The organism is Microbacterium sp. p3-SID336 (assembly GCF_025143365.1).
In the GTDB taxonomy this organism is placed as follows: domain Bacteria; phylum Actinomycetota; class Actinomycetes; order Actinomycetales; family Microbacteriaceae; genus Microbacterium.
Window position 1 is genome coordinate 12505 of sequence record NZ_JALXPE010000037.1, and the last position, 20610, is coordinate 33114.

Genomic DNA, 20610 nt, shown 5'->3' on the forward strand with positions numbered 1-20610 from the left:
GGCGTCGGTCAGTCGCGGGCGTCGCCGCGGTCCCGCTCCGGAACCGGGAAGCCGCGCAGGTCGAGCGGAGCCGTGTCATCGGCCGGCGCCGGCCACACGGGGGCTTCTCCCGCCTCGGTCGCCGCGTCTCGCTCCAGGTCCGACATCTCGGCGATCCATCGATCGGTGCGCTCCTCGGCGAGCTCCTCGCGGTTGCGCGGCGACAGCAGCAGGATGGCCGCGCCCACCAGCACCTCCGCTCCGAGCGCCAGGGCGAAGGGCAGCACCGCCGGCCCCACCACGGCGAGCCGACCAGGGCCCATGGAGCCGTTCGCGAGCTCCGCCGCGAGCCCGGCCACGCCCGCGGACACCGCCGCGATGCCGACCGCGATCACCGCACGCTGCAGCAGGCCGAGAGGCGTCCCCTCCCACACCAGCCGCGAACGCACCGCCCACCCGGCGAACGCCCCGGCCGCGACCGGCACCAGCACCACGATGAGCGCCCATATGGAGGTATTCTCCGGCAGCAGCCCGAACACGGGGATGCCGGGCACGACCCCCAGCTGGGTGCCCGCGGGCGACACCGCCGTGCCAGCGCCGACGGCGAATCCGGGGCCCGCCAGCCACGAGGCCGCCCACACCAGCAGGGTGGGCAGGTACGCGAGCTGGGCGAGTGTGAGCACCGTAGCGCCGAGCGCGTCCACGCGGGCGCCCTGGAACAGCGCCACGACGTCGCCGCCGCGGGTCAGCACCGAGAGCGCGACCGCGAGGGCCGCGGCACCCGTCACCGCCACCAGCGTGAACGCGGCACCGCGGACGACCGCCGCCGGCACGGGCGCCCAGTCCTCACGCGCGTCCAGCAGGTCGTGCACACGGTCGAGCAGGCCGCCGTCGCCCTCGTCCCACGCCACCCGCACGGCACCGCAGAGTGCGCCGACGAGGTAGACGAGGGCAGGCAGGGCGATCGCGAGCGCGAGCGGCGTGCGCACCGCGTCCAGGTGGGCCGAGAGCGCCACCGCCGCGGAGATCACGGCGAACACGACCGATCCGGACAGCGCGCCCAGCAGCCAGGCTCCGGCGTTCGCGGCCCTGGCTCCGGAGCGCGCGGCGAACAGGAGCGTAAAGATCAGCAGCAGCAGCGGGGTGATCGAGACGGCGAAGCTCGCCGCCTGCGCGGGGATGCCGAGCGACACCAGGAGCTCGTCGGGGATCACGACCTCGAGCGGCACACCGTGCCCGAACTCCCACAGCGTTCCGGTGAGCGGCCACAGCGCGCCCCAGTCGGCCGTCGCCCCGAAGGCGAGGGTCCAGAGCAGGGTCAGCGGGGCCAGCAGCACGACGAGCCCCACCGCGGCCGCGATGGCGGCGTCGAAGGCGGCGAGAAGCGCGACGAGGAGGCGTTGCATAGCGATTCGAGACTACGACGAGTTGTCGCCGTGCTCCCGGGGGCGCGCGCGAGGGTGGGCGACACGATAGCGTTTCTCCGGAGGTTACCCGATGACAACTGCCCCGCCCGCCCCGGCATCCACCCAGCCCACCGGCACCCTGGACCGCTTCTTCGAGATCAGCAAGCGCGGATCCACGATCGGCACCGAGATCCGAGGGGGCCTGGTGACGTTCGTCACGATGGCGTACATCGTGATCCTCAACCCGATCATCCTGTCCGGCAAGCCGGATGTCGCCGGCGACATGCTCGACTTCAACGCCGTCGGCGCGGCGACCGCGCTGACCGCCGGTGTCATGACGATCCTGTTCGGGCTCGTCACCCGACTGCCCTTCGGCTTCGCGGCGGGCCTCGGCATCAATGCCTTCGTGGCGTTCTCCGTCGTCGGCCAGGTGACCTGGCCCGAGGCGATGGCGCTGGTGATGATCAACGGCGTCGTGATCGTGCTGCTCGCGGCGACCGGACTGCGCAAGGCGATCTTCGACGCGGTTCCGTTCCAGCTCAAGATCGCGATCACGGTCGGCATCGGCCTGTTCATCGCGTTCATCGGCTTCGTGAACTCCGGCTTCGTTACGGCGACCGGCGCCTCGTCCCCGCCCGTCGGCCTGGGCGTGAACGGCTCGGTCGCGACCGTGCCCAGCCTGCTGTTCGTGATCACCCTGCTGCTCACCGGCATCCTCGTCGCGCTGCGCATCAAGGGCGGCATGCTGATCGGCCTGATCGGCGGCACCGTGCTCGCGGTCATCGTGGAGGCCATCTGGCACATCGGCCCGCGCGGCTTCGACGATGAGGGCAACGTCGTGAACCCCGGCGGCTGGGGCCTGACGGTCCCCGCGCTCTCCGGTTCGCCGGTCAGCGTGCCCGACCTGAGCCTGATCGGCGCCGTCGACTTCTCCTTCGACCTCGGCAAGGTCAGCCTGGTGGCGCTCGTGATGATCGTCTTCACCCTGCTGTTCACGAACTTCTTCGACGCCATGGGCACCATGACCGGTCTCGCCAAGGAGGCGAACCTCGCCGACGACAACGGCGACTTCCCGCGCATCAAGTCGGCGCTGGTGGTCGAGGGCGTCGGTGCGATCGCCGGTGGCGCCACCTCGTCCTCCTCGAGCACCGTGTTCATCGAGTCGGGCGCCGGCATCGGCGAGGGCGCCCGCACGGGACTCGCGAACGTCGTGACGGGCACCGTGTTCCTGATCGCGATGTTCCTGACGCCGCTCACCTCGATCGTCCCGACGGAGATCGCGGCGGCGGCCCTGATCATCGTCGGCGCGATGATGATGGCGCAGATCCGGCACATCGACTTCGGCGACTTCCGCGTGCTGCTGCCGGTCTTCCTGACGGTGTCCGTGATGCCGCTGACCTACTCGATCGCGAACGGCATCGGTGCGGGCTTCGTCAGCTGGGTGCTCATCCACGCGTTCTCCGGCCGCGCCAAGACCATCAGCCCGCTGCTGTGGGTCGTCGGCGCCGGGTTCCTGATCTTCTTCGCCCGTGGGCCCATCGAGGCTCTGTTCGGCGTCGGGATCTGACACGGTTCCACGGAGGGGCGGGTGCTGCGGCATCCGCCCCTCCGTCGTTCCCGGCGTGCTGCGCGTGAGTCCTTCGCGGTCTCGCGCAGTCGCCAGCGCCCGCGGATGGCTCAGGTGTAGGCGGCGGCGAACTCGGGCGAGGGCTCGATGGGCTCGATCACGTCGATGAGCACCCCGCCCGGCGCCTCGACGATGAAGTGCCGCTGCCCGAAGTCCTCGTTCCGCAGGGGCAGCCGTTCCGGCAGGTTCCGCTCCTCCACGAGGCGGCGGTGCTCCGCGGTGGCATCCGGGACCTCGACGTTGAGCAGCAGCCCGCGCACCGGCTCACGGTATCCGTCGGGGATCGTCTCGTGCGTGCGGTCGAGGATCGCGAGCTCTCCGCCCTCGAACCGCAGACTCACGTACCAGTCGGCCTCGAACGTCGTCTCGAAGCCCAGCTCTTCGCGGTAGAACCGGGCGGCTGCGGCGACGTCGTCGACCATCAGCACCGGGTAGAAGCTCGTGATCTCCATGCTCTGTCTCCTTTTACATACACGGTGTTTGTATTTGAGGGATAGAATACATACACATCGCACGTAAAGGAACCGCATGCCCCGAGCTTCCGCCGCCGACGCCGCCGAGACCGCGCGGCGCATCCTGGACACGGCAACGACGCACTTCGCGGCGCACGGATACACCGCAGCCTCGGTCGACGATATCGCCCGCGCCGCCGCCGTCACCCGCGGTGCCGTGTACCACCACTTCGACTCGAAGCCCGGGCTCTTCGCGGCGGTGGCGGCCGCCCAGCAGCAGCGCGTTGCCGACGCCATCGTCGCCGCGACGCGCGACAACAGCCGCGCCGACGCCCTCCGCGACGGCAGCCATGCGTTCCTGGACGCGATCACGGAGGGACCCGCGGCGCGTGTGCTCCTCGTCGACGGACCTGCCGTGCTCGGCTGGGAGCGCTGGCGCCGTCTCGACGCCGAGGGGCCGGAGCGCGAGCTCCGAGCGGGGCTGCGCGAGGCCGGAGTCCCCCCGGCGCTCCTCGACGCCCTGACGGCCGCGCTGTCCGGGGCCATGAACGAGCTCGCGCTCTGGCTCGCCTCCCGCCCCGATGACGCCGCACGACGGCAGGCGCATCGCGCCCTCGACCGCCTCCTGGACGCCGTGACCGGCTCGGACTGACGACGCCCCGTCTCCCTCCCCGGAATGCCGTGACCGGCTCGGACTGACGACGCCCGTCTCCCTCCCCGGTATGCCGAAGGAGCCCCGCGGAGACGACGAAGGCTCGCTCGGGAGACGAAGGCCCGCTCCCGGAGACCGCAGGGCCCGCCCTGGAGACGAAGGCCCCTCCCCGGGAACGACGAAGGCCCCGGGGTGGAGCCCGGGGCCTTCGTGACGAGTGTACGCCTTACAGCGCCTCGATGATCTCGCGCATCAGGGCGGCGGTTTCGGACGGCGTCTTGCCGACCTTCACGCCGGCGGCCTCCAGGGCCTCCTTCTTCGCCTGCGCCGTGCCCGCCGAGCCGGAGACGATGGCGCCGGCGTGACCCATGGTCTTGCCCTCGGGAGCGGTGAAGCCGGCGACGTAGCCGACGACCGGCTTGGTGACATTGGCCTTGATGTACTCGGCCGCACGCTCCTCGGCGTCGCCGCCGATCTCGCCGATCATGACGATGGCCTTGGTCTCGGGGTCCGCCTCGAACGCGGCGAGCGCGTCGATGTGCGTGGTGCCGATGACCGGGTCGCCGCCGATGCCGATGGCGGTGGAGAAGCCGAGGTCGCGCAGCTCGAACATCATCTGGTACGTCAGGGTGCCCGACTTCGACACGAGGCCGATCGGTCCCTTGCCCGTGATGTTGGCGGGCGTGATGCCCACGAGCGCCTCACCGGGGGTGATGATGCCGGGGCAGTTCGGGCCGATGATGCGGGTCTTGTTGCCCTTGCTGGTCGCGTAAGCCCAGGCCTCGGCGGAGTCGCCGACCGGAACACCCTCGGTGATGACCACGAGCAGCGGGATCTCGGCGTCGATGGCCTCGATCATCGCGTCCTTCGTGAAGGCGCCGGGGACGAAGGCGATCGACACGTCGGCGCCGGTCTCCTTCATGGCCTCGGCGACCGAGCCGAAGACGGGCAGCTCGACGGCGTTGCCGTCCTTGTCCGTGTGCGAGACCGTGGTGCCGGCCTTGCGGGCGTTGACGCCGCCGACGACCTGGGTGCCGGCCTTGAGCATGAGCGCGGTGTGCTTCGTGCCCTCCCCGCCGGTGATGCCCTGGACGATGACCTTGGAGTCCTTGTTGAGGTAGATCGACATTTCTCTGGTTCCTTGTGTCTCGACGCGATCAGGCGTTGGCGAACTCGGCGGCCTTGTCGGCGCCCTCGTCCATCGTGGCGGCCAGGGTGACGAGCGGGTGCGCGTACTCCGCGAGGATCGCGCGACCCTCCTCGACGCGGTTGCCGTCGAGGCGGACGACGAGCGGCTTGGAGGCCGTGTCGCCGAGCGTCTCCAGGGCGCCCTTGATGCCGTTGGCGACGGCGTCGCACGCCGTGATGCCGCCGAACACGTTGACGAACACGCTCTTGACCTGCGGGTCGCCGAGGATGACGTCGAGACCGGCGGCCATGACCTCGGCCGAGGCGCCGCCGCCGATGTCGAGGAAGTTGGCGGGCTTGACGCCGTTGTGGTTCTCACCGGCGTAGGCGACGACGTCGAGCGTCGACATGACCAGACCCGCGCCGTTGCCGATGATGCCGACCTCGCCGTCGAGCTTCACGTAGTTGAGGCCGCTCTTCTTGGCCTTCGCCTCGAGCGGGTCGGCGGCGTCCTTGTCCTCGAGCGCCTCGTGCTCGGGGTGACGGATCTCGGAGGCGTTGTCATCCAGCGTGACCTTGCCGTCGAGCGCGATGATGTCGCCGTCCTCGGTGCGGACGAGCGGGTTGACCTCGACGAGCGTCGCGTCCTCGCCCTTGTAGACCTCGTAGAGCTTCACGAAGACGTCGGAGACCTTCTCGACGAGGTCCTCCGGGAAGTTCGCCGCGCGGGCGATCTCGACGGCCTTCTGCTTGTCGATGCCCGTGAGCGGGTTGACCTCGACACGGGCCAGAGCCTCGGGCTTCTCGACGGCGAGCTGCTCGATCTCCATACCGCCCTCGACGGAGCACAGCGAGAGGTAGGAGCGGTTGGCGCGGTCGAGCAGCACGGAGAAGTAGAACTCCTCCGCGATGCGGGCACCCTGGGCGACCATGACGCGCTTGACCACGTGGCCCTTGATGTCGAGGCCGAGGATGGCCTTCGCCGCCTCGTACGCCTCGTCGGGGGTCTTCGCGACCTTGACACCGCCGGCCTTGCCGCGGCCACCGGTCTTGACCTGGGCCTTGACGACCACCACACCGCCGATCTTCTCGGCGGCCGCCTTCACCTCCTCGGGGGTGTCGGCGACGATGCCGGCGAGGACCGGCACTCCGTACTTCTCGAAAACGTCTCGTGCCTGGTACTCGTACAGATCCACTGTGGTTCCTTCACTGGGCTGCTGTTGGTCTGGTGATTCTCTCGATGTCGAGACATCGACCAGTCCCCCAGCCTACTACCTCGGCCTGGACGCTCCGGAGCCCCCGGCGAGCCGCCGACCCGGGGCGACGCGACGCCGAGGACCTAGGATTTCGTCATGCGAGACTTCCCCGAACCGCGCGACGCCGTCGTCGCCGCAGCCCTCGAGCTCTTCCAGACGCAGGGGTTCGACCAGACGTCCGTCGAGCAGATCGCCAAGGCCGCCGGCGTCTCCCGCTCCACCTTCTTCCGGCAGTTCGGCGGCAAGGAGGACGTGGTCTTCGCCGACCACGAGGTGCTGCTGGAACAGCTCAGGGAGTTCCTCGCGGAGGGTCACGACGATCCGTGGGGCGCGGTGTGCGCGGCATCGGAGTCGGTGTTCACCCATTTCGCGCACGACCCGGAGCTGGCGCGCCGCCGCTACCAGATCGTGCGCCAGGTGCCTGTGCTGCGTGAGCGCGAGATCATCACCGTGTTCCGCTACGAGCGCCTGTTCGACGAGTACCTCCGCGGAGCGCTTCCCGGGGTCGATCCGCTGGACGCGGTCGGCTTCGCCGCACTGGTCACCGCGGTGCACAACCACGTGCTGCGCCAGCTGCTGCGCGGCCGGAGGAAGGTGCCGCTGTCGACGCTGCAGGCGGCCCTCGCCGACGTGCGTCGCCGCTATGGCGTGACGGAGGATGCCGCCGCGACCGCGCCGGACGACATGGTGGTGGCGGTGTTCCCGCGGACCATGCCCATCGCCGAGGTGACCCGGAGGCTCCGCTCCGAGCTCGACTGATCGCAGGACATCCGAGGCTCGTGAAACTCAGTATCGAGGCGTATGATACTGAGGTCCACGAAGGAGCAGTCATGAGCACCGAAGCCTCCCCGTTCCCCGGCGAGCGGGTCTCGTCGTACGACGTCACCCGCCGACAGGACAGCGACTACTACGCCGTGTTCGCCGACATCCCCGCCGCCGACCGCGCCGCGTGGGATCGTGCGAAGGCCTATGTCGACGAGGTCGCGCCGCAGATGGCGGAGGCCTGGGACCGTGCCGAGTACCCTCTCTCCGCCGCCCGGCGGATGGGCGAGATGGACCTCGTCGTCGACGGCATCGACCACCCCGCGCTCACCCGCCTGTCGCCCCTCGCCGCCGGTCTGGTGAACATGGAGATCTCCCGCGGCGACGGCTCCCTCGGCACGATCCTCGCCGTGCAGGGCGGCCTCGCGCTGCGCACTCTGGCCCTGTTCGGCTCCGCCGCGCAGCAGGAGCGCTGGCTCACCGCCCTCGCCGACGGCTCCGTGCTCGGCTCCTTCGCCCTGACCGAGCCCGACCACGGATCCGACTCGGTGTCGCTGGAGACCGTGGCCCGCCGCGACGGCGACCACTGGGTCCTCCGCGGGGCGAAGAAGTGGATCGGCAACGGAGCCTCCGGCGGCATCACGTTCGTGTGGGCCCGCGTGGACGACGAGACCGCCGCCGAGCACGGCGCCGTGCGCTGCTTCCTCGTGGAGCAGGACGCACCGGGGTACGCCGGGACCGTGATCCGCGGCAAGGCCTCACTGCGCGCGATCCACCAGGCGCACATCCGCCTCGACGACGTGCGTGTCCCCCTCGACGCGGTGCTGCCGGGGACGAAGAGCTTCAAGGACGCGTCGACCGTGCTCTACGCGACGCGCTCCGGCGTGGCCTGGTCGGCGCTCGGCCACGCGACCGCCTGCTACGAAGCCGCCCTCGCCTACGCGAAGGAGCGGGTGCAGTTCGGAAAGCCGCTCGCGAAGTTCCAGATGGTGCAGGAGCGCCTGACCCACATGCTCGAAGACCTCACCGCCATGCAGCTCTACTGCCGCCGCATGGCCGACCTCGAGCAGGCGGGGCAGCTGCGCCCCACGCAGGCGTCGCTGGCGAAGTTCCACAACACGCGGGCAGCCCGTCGCATCGCCTCCACCGCGCGCGACCTGCTCGGCGGCAACGGGATCCTGCTCGAGAACGGCGTGATGCAGCACCTGGCCGACATCGAGGCCATCCACACCTACGAGGGCACGGAATCCGTGCAGGCGCTGCTGCTCGGCCGCGACATCACGGGCATGAGCGCCTTCGCCTGAGCCTCAGTCGCAGCCGCAGCCGCCCGCGGGGGTCTTCACCATGAAGCACACGTCGCAGACGCCGTAGTCGCGCTCGACCGGCTTGGGCGCCGCGGGCGTGCGCGGAGCCGCGGGGGTCCGCGGCGTCGAGGAGCGCTTCGCCTTGACGGCGGTGGGCGGTGCGAACTCGCTCGGGTGCACGACGTAGAAGTACGGCGCACGGCCCTCGCTCGGCTGCAGGCGGAGGCGGGTGGAGCCGACCGTGACCACCTCGTCCTCCGTGAAGCCGTTGGTGTAGGTGCGGCCGATGTGGAGCGCTGCTCCCTCGCCGCGGCGGATCGCCTCGATGTAGCGGCCCCTGTCGATCAGCGAGGTCACGCCGACCTGATCGACGATCTCGGCGATGAAGGCGTGGTTCACCGGATCGATGCGATGGGCGCGCAGCGCCTCGGGAAGCGAGCGGTACGGACGGGAGGTGCCGGCGGGAGTCGGGCCCTGGACTTCATTCATCCCTTCCAGGATCGCACGGCGCAACCCCCTCTGCCGACCGCAAGGCGCCGTGACAGACTGACGGCATGGCACGCGCGACGATCATCGGCTCCGGTCCGAACGGCCTCTCGGCGGGGGTCGCGCTCGCCAGGGCGGGCTACCGGGTGCGCATCCTGGAAGCGGCGGACACCGCCGGGGGCGGTCTGCGCACACAGGAGGCCACGCTCCCCGGGTTTGTGCACGACGTGTGCTCCGCCGTGCACCCCGCGGCCGTCGCCTCGCCGTTCTTCCAGGCCTTCCGGCTCGACGAGCGCATCGACTGGATCGATCCCGCCATCTCGTTCGCGCACCCGCTCGACGGCGGCAGGGCAGCCATCGCATGGCGCGACATCGAGCGCACCGCAGCGGAGCTCGGCGTGGACGGCGACGCCTGGCTGCGGCGCCTGCGCCCCCTCAGCACGCACATCGACGGGGTGACCGACTTCACGGGCAACCAGCTCCTTCGCATCCCGCGCGACCCGGTCACCGCCGTGCGCTACTCGATCCGCATGCTCGACCAGGGCACGCCGCTCGCCCGCACCGCCTTCCGCACCGAGGAGGCAGCCGCGCTGATGGCCGGGGTGGTCGCGCACGCGAACTCCCCGCAGCCCACGCTCGCGGGCGCCGCCGCGGGGCTCCTGCTCGCCGGACTCGCGCACGCCGGCGGCTGGCCCTACCCCCGCGGCGGCTCGCAGGTGATCGCCGACGCCCTGATCGCCGACCTGGAGGCGCACGGCGGCACGATCGAGACCGGCGCCAGGGTGACCGACCTCGCCGCACTGGACTGGGGCGACCCGGCCCAGGGCGACGTGCTGCTGCTGAACACCTCGCCGCGCCTCGCGCTCACGCACCCGGACGTGCCGGCCGGCTACGCGCGCGCCCTCCGCGCCTACCGCTACGGCGCGGCGGCCGCCAAGGTCGACTTCGCCCTGGACGCCCCCGTCCCCTGGACCAACGAGCTCGTCCGCGACGCGGCCACCGTGCACGTCGCCGGCACCCGCGACGAGGTGTGGGCGAGCGAGAACGCCGTCGCCAGAGGTCGCGTGACCGATCGGCCGTACGTGCTGGCCGTCCAGCCCTCCCGCTTCGACCCGACGCGGGCCCCCGAGGGCAAGGCCGTCCTGTGGGCGTACATCCACGTCCCGAACGGCTCCGACCTCGATCCCACCGCACTCATCACCGCGCAGGTCGAGCGCTTCGCGCCCGGGTTCCGGGACCGGATCCTCGCCCACCACGCGGTGCCGGCGTCGTCGCGCGAGGCCATCAACCCGGCCGAGGTCGGCGGCGACATCTCCGGCGGGGTGTTCGACATGCGCCAGGCCCTGCGCCGCCCCGTCCTCTCCCCCGCGCCCTGGCGGACACCGCTGCGCGGCGTGTACCTCGCGTCGGCTTCCACCCCGCCGGGCCCCGCGGTCAACGGCATGGCCGGATGGCACGCCGCGCACACGGTGCTCCGTGACGCCGGCTCCCCCGCGGAGCTCGACGACCTGTTCGACTGACCGCCGCCCGGACGCAACTCCTCAGAAGCGCTCCGCCGCGTCGGCGACACGCCGCCGTGAACGGCGCCCGAGTCGCGTTCCTGAGGAGTTGCGAACGCCGTGCGGGCCTTTCCCCCGGGTCGCGCCCGGGCCAGGATGGGGGCATGCGCTACGACATCCCGGCCCCCATGCTCGCCAAGGCCGTCGCCACCGTCCCGGATCCCGAGAAGACCTCCGGCGGCCTGCTGTTCGAGCCGAAGTGGGACGGCTTCCGCGGGCTGATCGCGTGGGACGGGGAGACCGTGGAGATCGGCTCCCGCGGGGCGAAGCCGCTCACGCGCTACTTCCCCGAGCTGGTCGACGCGATCCCCGAGCTGCTGCCAGGGCCGTGCCTGCTGGACGGCGAGATCGTGGTGGCGACGGGCCCGCAGGGAGCGCAGCGCCTGGACTGGGAGGCCCTCAGCCAGCGCATCCACCCGGCCGCCTCCCGGGTCGCGAAGCTCGCCGCCGAGACGCCCGCCATGTTCATCGCGTTCGACCTGCTCGCCTCCGGGGAGGACGATCTGCGCGACCAGTCGTTCGAGACCCGGCGCGCCCGTCTGGAGACGCTGATGGAGGCGGTCGATCATCCGCTGCATCTGACCAGGACCACCCGTGACCGCGACGCCGCCGTCCGGTGGCTCGAGGAGTTCGAGGGCGCCGGGCTCGACGGGGTCGTCGCCAAGCCCCTGGATCAGCCGTACGCCCCCGGGAAGCGCACGCTGCTGAAGATCAAGCACGCGCGCACCGCCGACGTCGTCGCGCTCGGCTACCGCGTCCACAAGTCGGGCTCCGGGGTGGGCTCGCTGCTGGTGGGCCTGTACGACGCGGACGGCACCCTGCGGCAGGTGGGCGGTGTCGCCGCCTGGAGCGACGCCCGCCGGCAGCAGCTGGTCGAGGAGCTCGCTCCCCTCGTCGAGCGCGACGAGCACGGAGCGGCCGTGACGGGCGAGGGCGAGCGCTCGCGCTTCAGCGGCGCGAAGGACGTGTCGTTCGTGCGACTGCGCCCCGAGCGTGTGCTGGAGGTGCGATACGACCAGCTCGAGGGCGCGCGCTTCCGCCACACCGTGCAGTTCGAGCGGTGGCGCCCCGACCGCGACGCGCGCTCGTGCACGTACGACCAGCTCGACACCGTCGCCGGCTACGACCTCGCCGACGTGCTCAGCTGAGCCGCCTCAGTCCTCGACCGGGTTGCCGTCGGCGTCCCAGTTCGCTGCGACCTTCTTGCTCGGCTGGACGCGCGGCGGCTCCCCCGGCATCTTGGGGAACTCCGGCGGGAACGGCAGCTCGCCCAGGCCATCGGCCTTGTCGCGCTCCCACCACTCCAGCAGGGTGTCGATGCGCCCGGGAGACGCCTGCATGTCCGCCCACGGGTCGCCCACCTCGTCGAGGCGCTGGGGGATGCTGCGCACCGTGAACGCGCGGGGATCGACATCGTCCAGCTCTTCCCAGTGCACGGGAGTGGACACGGTCGCGCCGGGAAGCGCCCGCGGGCTGTAGGCCCCTGCCATCGTGCGGTCGCGGTTGGCCTGGTTGAAGTCGACGAACAGCCGCTCGCCGCGCTCCTCCTTCCACCAGTTGGTGGTGACCTTCTCGGGCATCCGACGCTCCAGCTCACGCCCGGCGGCGATCACGGCGTGCCGCACGTCGAGGAACTCGTGCGTCGGCTCGATCGGGGCGAACACATGCAGTCCGCGGTTGCCGCTCGTCTTCGCGAACGCCTCCAGCCCGGCCTCGCGCAGCACCTCGCGGAGTGCGTGCGCCGCCGGAACCGCCTCCGCGAAGCCCGTCCCCGGCTGCGGATCCAGGTCGATGCGCAGCTCCACCGGATTGTCGGAGTCCGTCGCCAGGGAGGCCCACGGGTGGAACACGATCGTGTTCATCTGCACCGCCCAAACGATGGCGCTGGGACGGTTCAGGACGATCTGCGGATGCTGCCGGCCGCTGTTGTACGTGACGGTGACCGCATCGACGAAGTCCGGCGTGCCCTTCGGCGGGTTCTTCGAGAAGAAGCCCTCCGCCCCCGGCGCCCCGGAAGCGCCGACGCCGTCGCGGAAGCGCTCGAGCGACACCGGGCGATTGCCGTTCGCCGAGAGGAACGGGACGGCCGCGATCTGCACGTACTCCGCCAGCTCCGCCTTGGTGATGCCGAGGTCGGGCCAGACCACGCGGTCGGGACTGGACAGCGCGACCTCGCGCTCTCCGTCGGGGTCGGCGACGGTCAGGGTCACACGTTCTGAGGCCATGCTCCGACCCTAGAGGGCGGCTCCGGCACGCGGAACCCCGTCGACCCGGTCCGCCCCGGCGAGGGATCCACGCGGACGACCTCTCGCGGAAGGAGGGGTCAGTCGCCGATGTCGACCGCGCGCACCAGCACCGGTGCGAGCGCATCCCGCTCGACCACGATCGACGGTCCGGCCGAGTCCACGATGACGCCGGCCATCTCCGAGTGGGTCGTGAGGACCTTGGCCAGCTGCTCCGGCTCGAACGGCAGCGGCCGGTCACCGCGGCCGAGCGCGATCACCTCGAGCGGGTGCGAGAACAGCTGGAGGAAGCGGCGGCCGTCGGCGGTCTGGGCCTCGGCGATGCCGACCTGCCCCGTGCCGGAGCCGTCGTTCACGGCCACCCACATGCGCTTCGTGGCGAGCGCCTCGCCCACCTTCGCCGGGGTGTCCTGCTCACGCGGCGCCGCCAGCAGCGACTTGACGGTCATCTCGACGTCGGCCTGCTCCAGCGTCTTCTGCAGCAGTTCGGTCGGGAACACCACCCGGTGCGGTGCGGACGCGTTGTCGACGATGAGCCCCGCGAAGTCGCCGGACACGACCTGCTGCATGATCGACGTGACCGGCTGGGCGACAGCCGAAGTCGCCGAGGGGTCGGCCTCCAGCTGCACCGAGGCCCGCACGGCCGCCGCCGAGCTGAAGGCGAGCATGAACTGCCGCTCCCCGTCGCGCACCACGGCCACCGCGAGCGGCTTGCCCTCGCTGATCTGCGCCCTGGCGTCGCCGTTCACGCGGATGAACAGGTGCCCCTGCAGCGCCTGCCGCAGCACTCCGAGCAGCTGCTCGTTGGAGGCACCCGCCTCGATCTGCGTGAGCGATTCGCGCAGCAGCACGTTGTCCTTCATGCCGGCGACGGTCTCGGTCTGCTCGGGCGGCAGCGCCGGAGCCAACGGCAGCTTCCGCTCCTGCGGCACGGCGGGCTGAGCGGCCGCGGGCGGAGTCGTCGCGCGCACGGGCGCCGGAGCGGGCTCGGGCTTCGCGTCGGGATCCGGCAGCGCCACCTCGGGGCCGGCCTCGGCGCCGACGCCCCGGAAGGCCTGCACCGAGATGCCGACGGCGGGTGCCTGCTCCTGCTCCTGCGCCGTGGGTGCGGCGTCTGCGGGTGCGGACGCGGGTCCGGGTGCGGACGCGGCCTGCCCGTCCTCGCTCGCAGCGACAGGGGTCTGCTCGGGGGTCTCGTCGACGGGGGTGACAGCGTCGTCACCGGACTTCTTGCGGCGGGAGAAGAGGGCCATATGAGCCAGCCTAACGCGCGCCATCGACCCGGGTCCGCCGGGCCCGTCGTCCTCGGCTACAGCTTCTCGATGGGTGCGACCTTGATGAGCAGCTTCTTCTGCCCCGCGCTGTCGAAGCGCACGTGCGCGATGCGCTTCGCCCCTTCGCCGGTCACCGCGTCCACGCGACCCTCGCCGAAGTCGACGTGCCGGATGCGGTCCCCCGCGGCGAGTTCGAGGTCGCCGTTGTCGCGCATCTTGGCCGTGACCCGGTTGGGGAACTTGTCCATCGCAGTCGACAGCGGCTTGAGCGACTCCCGTGGCAGCGGCTTCACGCCGAAGCGGTCCCCCGAGCCGGAGCCGAAGCCACCGGAGCGCCGGGCGTTCAGAGCGCGGGACTGCATGCCGCCGCGCGAGTTGACGTCTCCCGGCGACTGTCGCCAGTCGATGAGCGCGGCGGGGATCTCCTGCAGGAACCGACTCGGCATGGCCACCGTGACCTCGCCGAACTGCGCCCTGGTCATCGCGAGCGACAGGTGCAGGCGCTTGCGGGCGCGGGTGATGCCGACGTAGAACAGCCGCCGCTCCTCCTGCGGGCCGCCGGGCTCGCCGGCCGAGATGCGGTGCGGGATGAGGTCTTCCTCGACTCCGGTGACGAACACCGCGTCGTACTCGAGCCCCTTCGCGGTGTGCATCGTCATCAGCGACACCGAGCCGGACTCGTCGTCCAGGTCGTCGGCGTCCGACACCAGCGCCACCTCGGTGAGGAAGTCGGTGATGGTGCCCTCGGGGTTGTTGCGCGCGAAGTCGCGCGTCACCGCGACGAACTCGTCGAGGTTCTCGACCCTGGCCTCGTCCTGCGGATCACGGCTGGCGCGCAGCGCGTCGAGGTACCCGCTCTTCGACAGCAGCACGCTGAGCCCGTCGGCCACCGAGGTCGACGGCGGCACCTCGCCGCTGGGTGGCAGCATGATCGCGGTGGCCTCGGTCAGCACGGCGTCGAGCTGCGCGATCGCGGCCTGGATCTTGGGGCCGACGCCGAGCTGACCCGGCACCGACAGCGCCTCGCGGAACGTGATGCCGTGCTCTTCGGCGAAGCGCGCGATCGCGGTCTCCGTGACATCACCGATCCCGCGCCGCGGCTTGTTGAGGATGCGGCGCACCGCCATCTCGTCGGCCGGGTTGGCGACAGCCACGAGGTACGCGAGCGCGTCCTTGATCTCGGCGCGCTCGTAGAACTTGGTGCCGCCCATGATCTTGTACGGCACGGCCGAGCGGATGAAGATCTCCTCCAGCGCACGGGACTGGGAGTTCGTGCGGTAGAACACGGCCATCTCGGAGTACGGCATGCCCTTGCGGTGCAGCGCCTCGATCTCGTCGGCGACGAACTGCGCCTCGTCGTGCTGCGAGTACCCGGTGAAGCCGATGATGGCGTCCCCGTCGCCCTTGTCGCTCCAGAGCTTCTTGTCCTTGCGGTCGAAGTTGTTGCCGATCACGGCGTTCGCGGCCGAGAGGATGTTCTGCGTGGAGCGGTAGTTCTGCTCCAGCAGGACCACCTTCGCCCCCGGGAAGTCGCGTTCGAACTCGCTGATGTTGCGGATGTCGGCCCCGCGGAACGCGTAGATCGACTGGTCGGAGTCGCCGACGACCGTGAGGGAGGCCCCGGGCTCGCCGGCGCCGTGCGGCTCCGGGTCGGGCTCGAAGATCATCATGCCGTTCGAGGCATAGGGGTCAGGAGCCGATCCGACGCCGGACACCGGGCGGGTGAGCTCGTGGATGAGGGCGTACTGCGCGTGGTTGGTGTCCTGGTACTCGTCGACGAGGATGTGCCGGAAGCGGCGGCGATACGTGTCGGCGACCTGCGGGAACGCGCGGAACAGGTAGACGGTCTGACCGATGAGGTCGTCGAAGTCGAAGGCGTTGGCGCGCTGGAGCTGTCGCTGGTAGTCGGCGAACACCTCGACGAAGACCCGTTCCGCCGGATCGGACATGTTGGCCTGGCGGGCGTAGGCCTCGGCGTCGGACAGCTCGTTCTTGAGCTTGGAGATCCGCCCCTGCACGGCGGCGGGCGTGAGGCCGTAGGCGTCGGCCTCGTGCTCCTTCACGAGCCGCTTGAGCAGTGCGCGGGAATCCCCCGAGTCGTAGATCGTGAAGTTCTTCGTGAAGCCGAACTGCTGCGCCTCGCGACGCAGGATGCGCACGCAGGCCGAGTGGAACGTGGAGATCCACATGCCGCGAGCGGCGTCGCCGATCAGGCCCTCGACGCGCTCGCGCATCTCGCCGGCGGCCTTGTTGGTGAAGGTGATGGCGAGGATCTGGCTGGGCCATGCCTCGCGGCTGCGCAGGAGGGAGGCGATACGGCGTGTGAGCACGCTCGTCTTCCCCGAGCCGGCGCCGGCGACGATCAGCAGCGCGGGGCCGCGATAGGTGACGGCCTCGAGCTGCTGCGGGTTGAGGCCGGCGAGGAGCTCGTCCTGTGCGGGGGTGCCGGAGGACTGCGGGCCGGCGGTTCCGGGGACGATGAGAGGGGCTTCGGTCATGACCATACGAGTCTAGGCGGCGGCACCGACATCACGGCGCGGTCGCCACCCCCCGCGACCCGCGTTCACGACCTTCGGGGAAGAACGCCTAGCGGCTCTCGAGCGCGAGGCGACCGGCCAGCAGCACGTACGTCGCAGCGAACGAGCGGCGCAGCCACGCCATGACCTTCGGCCGGCTGAGGACCTGCGTGCGCATGGACGCGGCGAAGACCCCGTAGGCGGCGAACACGACCAGCGTGACGCCCATGAACACGAGGCTGAGCACGACCATCTGGAGGGTGCCGCCGGAAGCGCCGGCCGGCACGAACTGCGGGAGGAAGGCGAAGAAGAAGATCGTGAGCTTCGGATTGAGCAGGTTGATCAGCACCGCGGTGCGGACCACACGCCACATCGACACGGGTGCTGCCTGGCCGTCCGGCTGCATCAGCGAGCGGTCGCGCACGGTCTGCCAGGCGAGGAACAGGAGGTAGGCGACGCCGATCCACTTGATCGTCTCGAAGGCCACGGCGGACGCGTTCAGGATCGCGGCGAGGCCGGTGATCGCCGCGATCATGTGCGGGACGACGCCGAGCGTGCACCCGAGCGCCGCGACGATGCCCGCCCGTGCGCCCTGGGAGATCCCGATCGCGATCGAGTACACGGCGCCCGTTCCCGGGGTGGCCACGACCACGAGTGTCGTGAGCAGGAATGCGATCGTCACGCGAGCCCTTCCGTTGCGGTGGTCGACACGGGACTCCTTGTCTACCGGTTCAGCGCTCCGTCCGCACCCCTGTGCGGGAATCGGGCATCCGCCGTCCGGTCCGAGGGGTGAGCACCACCGCGCACCCCTCGGGGCGGCTCAGGCGTCGCCGACGCCGCGCCGGCGACGCCGCGCGACGGCGATGCCGCCCGCGACGAGCAGTCCCAGCGCGAGCGCGGTGGCGGCGAACGGCAGGTCCGCGCCCGTGGCGGCGAGTCCTCCGGCCGCGGCGATCACGCGCAGGTCCGCCCACCCGACCAGGGAGCCGTCGGCTGCGTACACGGCGAGGCGGTGTGCGCCGAGCGCGGCGTCCGCCGGAACCGTGACCGTGATCGTGGCCGCCGACGACAGCGTGCCTGCAGTGAGACGGACCGGCTCCGAGTACAGCCAGACTTCGACCCCGGAGCCTGCGGACTCCGCACCCACCGCGACCGTCACCTCCTGCCCCCTGGCCGCCACCGCCGGATCGACCGTCGCACCGTGCCGATTCCCCTCCACGAGCGCACTGCCGGGCAGCGGCGGGTTCGCGCCTCCCGGATTCTCGCCGCCCGGGTTCTCGCCGCCGGGGTTCTCGCCGCCGGGGTTCTCGCCGCCCGGCAGCGTGCCGGTCCGTAGCGCCTGGGAGGCGAAGCCGTCGGCGAACCACCACACCGGACGCTGCCCGTCCACCGCCAGCGACGCGGGCGCCGTGGCGAAGCCCTCGTTGTTGATGTCGGGCATGCCCGCCGGACGGGCGTAGTGCGCGACGTCCGGGGCCGCCGTGCCGTTCAGAGTGACCTCCGCCGCACGCCCCTGGCAGCCGTCGTCGCACACGGCCCACAGCGTGCCACGCACGCTGTCCCAGTCGAGGGCCATGACCCCCGCCAGACCTGGCTCGATCTCCGACACGAGCGTGGCCGAGCCGTCCGCCGCGAGCGCGAAGGCGTATACGTGCCCGTCGTCCTCCACGGCGACGAGGAAGAGGCCGTCGCCGTGGCCCGGGTGCACCGCGGGGTCGTACGCCGCTCCTGTCGTGTCGTCGAACAGCGCACCGGCCAGCGCGCTGTCCGGCACCCACTGCACGGCTTCCACCCCGAGGTTCGCGCCGACCGCCGGGAGCAGCGTGGTCAGATCCCACTGCTGCTGGGCGACGAGGTCGCCCGCCGCCTCCTCGGGGTCCACTTTCAGCAGCGTGTTCTGGTTCACGCCTTTCGCACCGTTGTCACGCTCGGAGGCGACGTAGACGAATCCGTCCCCGTCGACCGTGATGCCCTCGGTGTCGGGGCCCGCCGCCCCCGGGTTCTGCGCGTCCTTCGGGAAGCGCACGCGCTTGCCCTGGTCCCAGCCGTCGGCCTTGGTCACCGAGCCGTCGGCCTGGGCGTCCAGCTTCCAGATCCGGCCCTCGCCGTTGTCCACGGCCCACAGCACGACTCCGTCCGGAGTCTCCTGCACGTCGAGTCCCGAGCTGTCCTCCAGGAAGGCGGGTGTGTCATCGACCACGCGCACCTCCGCGGATCCGGGCCAGGCGCCCACCGGGATCTCGCCCGCGCATACGTTCGCGGCGCCCTTCGTGGGTTCCGCGGTCGGCGCGAACGCACCGGTGGTGTCGGGGCAGCGCCCCCACGAGGCGGCCGCGTGGCCCTCGCCCCAGGTCGTCTCGTCGAGGAGGAGCTCGTCGTCGAACACGCGCACCGCGTCGCCGCCACCGAGACCGAAGCCGAGCTCGGCACGGTCGATGACCAGGTAGCCTCCCGCGGGGATCGAGGTGCCCGCGGGGATCGTGTACGCGTGGGCGTCATCGTCGTCCTTCACGACGATGCCGGAGACGTCGAGTGCCTCGGCCGTGGGGTTGACGAGCTCGACCCAGTCGTCCGGCGATCCGCCGTCCGACTCCACCTCGTTGAGGCGCACCGGGTTGCCACACGCGTTCCGCAGTCCCTTCGTGGACGCGTCCGCGTCGACGAAGTCGCCGGTTCCGTCGGGGCAGCGCGCCCAGACGCCGTCCGCGTGCGCGGCGTAGACATGCTCGTCCACCGTGTTCCCGTTGGCGTCGCGGAGGGTCACGGTGTCGCCGTTGCCGAGCCCGAAGACGAAGTCCCTGGGCTGGTCGAACACCAGGTAGCCGCCCGGCGGCAGCACGGTCCCCGCGGGGAGCGGCGTGGTCTCTGCGGCGTGTCCGGCCGGATCGCCGTCCATCACGGTCCAGCCCGAGAGGTCGACCGGCGTGCTCCCCGTGTTGGCGACCTCGACCCAGTCGGTGGCATCGCCGTTCGACTCGATCTCGTTGATCGCCACGGACGGCATCACGCACGCGTTCGGAGCACCGGGGGTGGCGTACGCGAGCACGAAGGCGCCGACTCCGTCGGGGCAGCGGGCGAGTGTGGCCGCAGCCGCGTCGCCGTCGATCGTGGCGTGAGCCTGCCACGGGAGAGTGTCGTCGATCAGCGCGCCTGCGGCGTCGAAGAGACGGATCCGGTCAGCACTGCCGATGCCGATCGCGTCGCGGAACGCGGCGTCGACGCCGTTCACGATCCCGACGGCGCCCTCGTCCACCACCAGGCGCTCGCCGCCGGCGATCTGCGTGCCCGCCGGGAACCGCCATCGGTGGTCGTCGGAGTTGTCGCGGATCTCATAGCCCGTGAGGTCGAGCGCCTCAGTCCCGGGGTTGAAGAACTCCACCCAGTCGGCGGGCTGCGAGTCGACCTCGTTGATGCGGATGGAGCCGTCGACGGGCGCCACGCTGCAGTCGTTCGCGGTGCCGGGAGTGACGGCGGTCGCAGCCGCCCAGGCACCGGTGCCGTCGGGGCAGCGCGCCCACACCGACAGCGGCGCGGTGTTGTCGTACGCGTACGCGTCGACCTCGGTGCCGTTCGGGTCGAAGAGCACGACCTCGTCGCCCTTGCCGAGGCCGAAGGGGAAGTCGGCATCCTTGACGAGCACGAGGAACTCCCCGGGAGCCAGCACGGTGCCCTCAGGAGCCTGGCCGAAGCTGTCGCGCTTCTCGTCCGCGATCGTCCAGCCCGCGAGGTCGACGGGGGCAGGGCCGGCGTTGTAGAGCTCGACCTGGTCGGGGAGACCGGTCGCGGCGTCGTCGTAGACGATCTCGTTGAGCACGAGACCGGATGCGGCGGTCGGCGCCGGGACCTCCTCGGCGGCGGCGACGGGGGCGACGGACATGGCGGCGGCGCTCAACGCGCACGCCGCCGCGACCGCCGCTGCAGGCTGCAGGCGGGGCATGAGGGCTCCTGGGGCTCGGCCGGGAAGGC

At 71.3% G+C, this 20610-nt stretch carries 16 protein-coding genes; 6 read left to right on the forward strand and 10 right to left on the reverse strand.

Features of this window, described 5'->3' with window-relative positions; genetic code table 11:
• Window positions 1-8: 8 nt before the first annotated feature.
• Window positions 9-1385, reverse strand: coding sequence for a DUF6350 family protein (locus M3C17_RS12125; RefSeq protein ID WP_259978020.1), 1377 nt, complete (start codon window positions 1383-1385; stop codon window positions 9-11).
• A gap of 91 nt (window positions 1386-1476) precedes the next feature.
• On the opposite strand from M3C17_RS12125, the gene M3C17_RS12130 reads away from it, so the two are divergent.
• Window positions 1477-2952 (forward strand): NCS2 family permease, encoded by a 1476-nt coding sequence (locus M3C17_RS12130; RefSeq protein WP_259978021.1) that lies wholly within the window; start codon window positions 1477-1479, stop codon window positions 2950-2952.
• Between the two features lie 110 nt (window positions 2953-3062).
• Here M3C17_RS12130 and M3C17_RS12135 read toward each other — a convergent pair whose 3' ends face one another.
• A complete protein-coding gene (locus M3C17_RS12135) occupies window positions 3063-3464 on the reverse strand; it encodes a VOC family protein (protein WP_259978022.1) in 402 nt (133 codons plus the stop codon).
• 76 nt (window positions 3465-3540) lie between these two features.
• On the opposite strand from M3C17_RS12135, the gene M3C17_RS12140 reads away from it, so the two are divergent.
• Window positions 3541-4116 (forward strand): TetR/AcrR family transcriptional regulator, encoded by a 576-nt coding sequence (locus tag M3C17_RS12140; protein WP_259978023.1) that lies wholly within the window; start codon window positions 3541-3543, stop codon window positions 4114-4116.
• A gap of 226 nt (window positions 4117-4342) precedes the next feature.
• On the opposite strand, the gene sucD is transcribed toward M3C17_RS12140, so the two are convergent.
• A complete protein-coding gene (gene sucD, locus M3C17_RS12145) occupies window positions 4343-5245 on the reverse strand; it encodes a succinate--CoA ligase subunit alpha (RefSeq protein ID WP_259978024.1) in 903 nt (300 codons plus the stop codon).
• A 28-nt stretch (window positions 5246-5273) separates the two neighbouring features.
• On the reverse strand, window positions 5274-6440 hold the full coding sequence (gene sucC / locus M3C17_RS12150; RefSeq protein WP_259978025.1) for an ADP-forming succinate--CoA ligase subunit beta: 1167 nt from the start codon (window positions 6438-6440) through the stop codon (window positions 5274-5276).
• Window positions 6441-6596: 156 nt separating this feature from the next.
• Between sucC and M3C17_RS12155 the strand changes: the two genes are divergently transcribed.
• Both M3C17_RS12155 and M3C17_RS12160 read left to right on the forward strand, forming a co-directional pair.
• A complete protein-coding gene (locus M3C17_RS12155) occupies window positions 6597-7259 on the forward strand; it encodes a TetR/AcrR family transcriptional regulator (protein ID WP_259978026.1) in 663 nt (220 codons plus the stop codon).
• Window positions 7260-7330: 71 nt separating this feature from the next.
• Entirely contained in the window at window positions 7331-8566 is a 1236-nt protein-coding gene (locus M3C17_RS12160; protein ID WP_259978027.1) for an acyl-CoA dehydrogenase family protein, read from the forward strand.
• 3 nt (window positions 8567-8569) lie between these two features.
• On the opposite strand, the gene M3C17_RS12165 is transcribed toward M3C17_RS12160, so the two are convergent.
• On the reverse strand, window positions 8570-9055 hold the full coding sequence (locus tag M3C17_RS12165) for a hypothetical protein (protein ID WP_259978029.1): 486 nt from the start codon (window positions 9053-9055) through the stop codon (window positions 8570-8572).
• 65 nt (window positions 9056-9120) lie between these two features.
• On the opposite strand from M3C17_RS12165, the gene M3C17_RS12170 reads away from it, so the two are divergent.
• Both M3C17_RS12170 and M3C17_RS12175 read left to right on the forward strand, forming a co-directional pair.
• The gene (locus tag M3C17_RS12170) at window positions 9121-10572 is read left to right on the forward strand and encodes an NAD(P)/FAD-dependent oxidoreductase (RefSeq protein ID WP_259978031.1); all 1452 of its coding nucleotides are present in this window, start codon (window positions 9121-9123) and stop codon (window positions 10570-10572) included.
• A 143-nt stretch (window positions 10573-10715) separates the two neighbouring features.
• Entirely contained in the window at window positions 10716-11759 is a 1044-nt protein-coding gene (locus M3C17_RS12175; RefSeq protein WP_259978032.1) for an ATP-dependent DNA ligase, read from the forward strand.
• Window positions 11760-11765: 6 nt separating this feature from the next.
• Here the strand turns inward: M3C17_RS12175 and ligD are convergent, their stop codons facing one another.
• The 5 genes from ligD to M3C17_RS12200 all read right to left on the reverse strand — a co-directional run bounded on the left by ligD (window position 11766) and on the right by M3C17_RS12200 (window position 20581).
• Window positions 11766-12836 (reverse strand): non-homologous end-joining DNA ligase, encoded by a 1071-nt coding sequence (gene ligD, locus M3C17_RS12180; RefSeq protein WP_259978033.1) that lies wholly within the window; start codon window positions 12834-12836, stop codon window positions 11766-11768.
• 98 nt (window positions 12837-12934) lie between these two features.
• Window positions 12935-14107: an SseB family protein gene (locus M3C17_RS12185; protein WP_259978034.1), complete on the reverse strand. Its 1173-nt coding sequence runs from the start codon at window positions 14105-14107 to the stop codon at window positions 12935-12937.
• Window positions 14108-14163: 56 nt separating this feature from the next.
• A complete protein-coding gene (locus M3C17_RS12190) occupies window positions 14164-16626 on the reverse strand; it encodes an ATP-dependent helicase (protein ID WP_259978035.1) in 2463 nt (820 codons plus the stop codon).
• A gap of 88 nt (window positions 16627-16714) precedes the next feature.
• Window positions 16715-17326, reverse strand: coding sequence for a LysE family translocator (locus M3C17_RS12195; RefSeq protein ID WP_259978036.1), 612 nt, complete (start codon window positions 17324-17326; stop codon window positions 16715-16717).
• Window positions 17327-17464: 138 nt separating this feature from the next.
• The gene (locus M3C17_RS12200) at window positions 17465-20581 is read right to left on the reverse strand and encodes a lamin tail domain-containing protein (RefSeq protein ID WP_259978037.1); all 3117 of its coding nucleotides are present in this window, start codon (window positions 20579-20581) and stop codon (window positions 17465-17467) included.
• Between the last annotated feature and the right edge of the window lie 29 nt (window positions 20582-20610).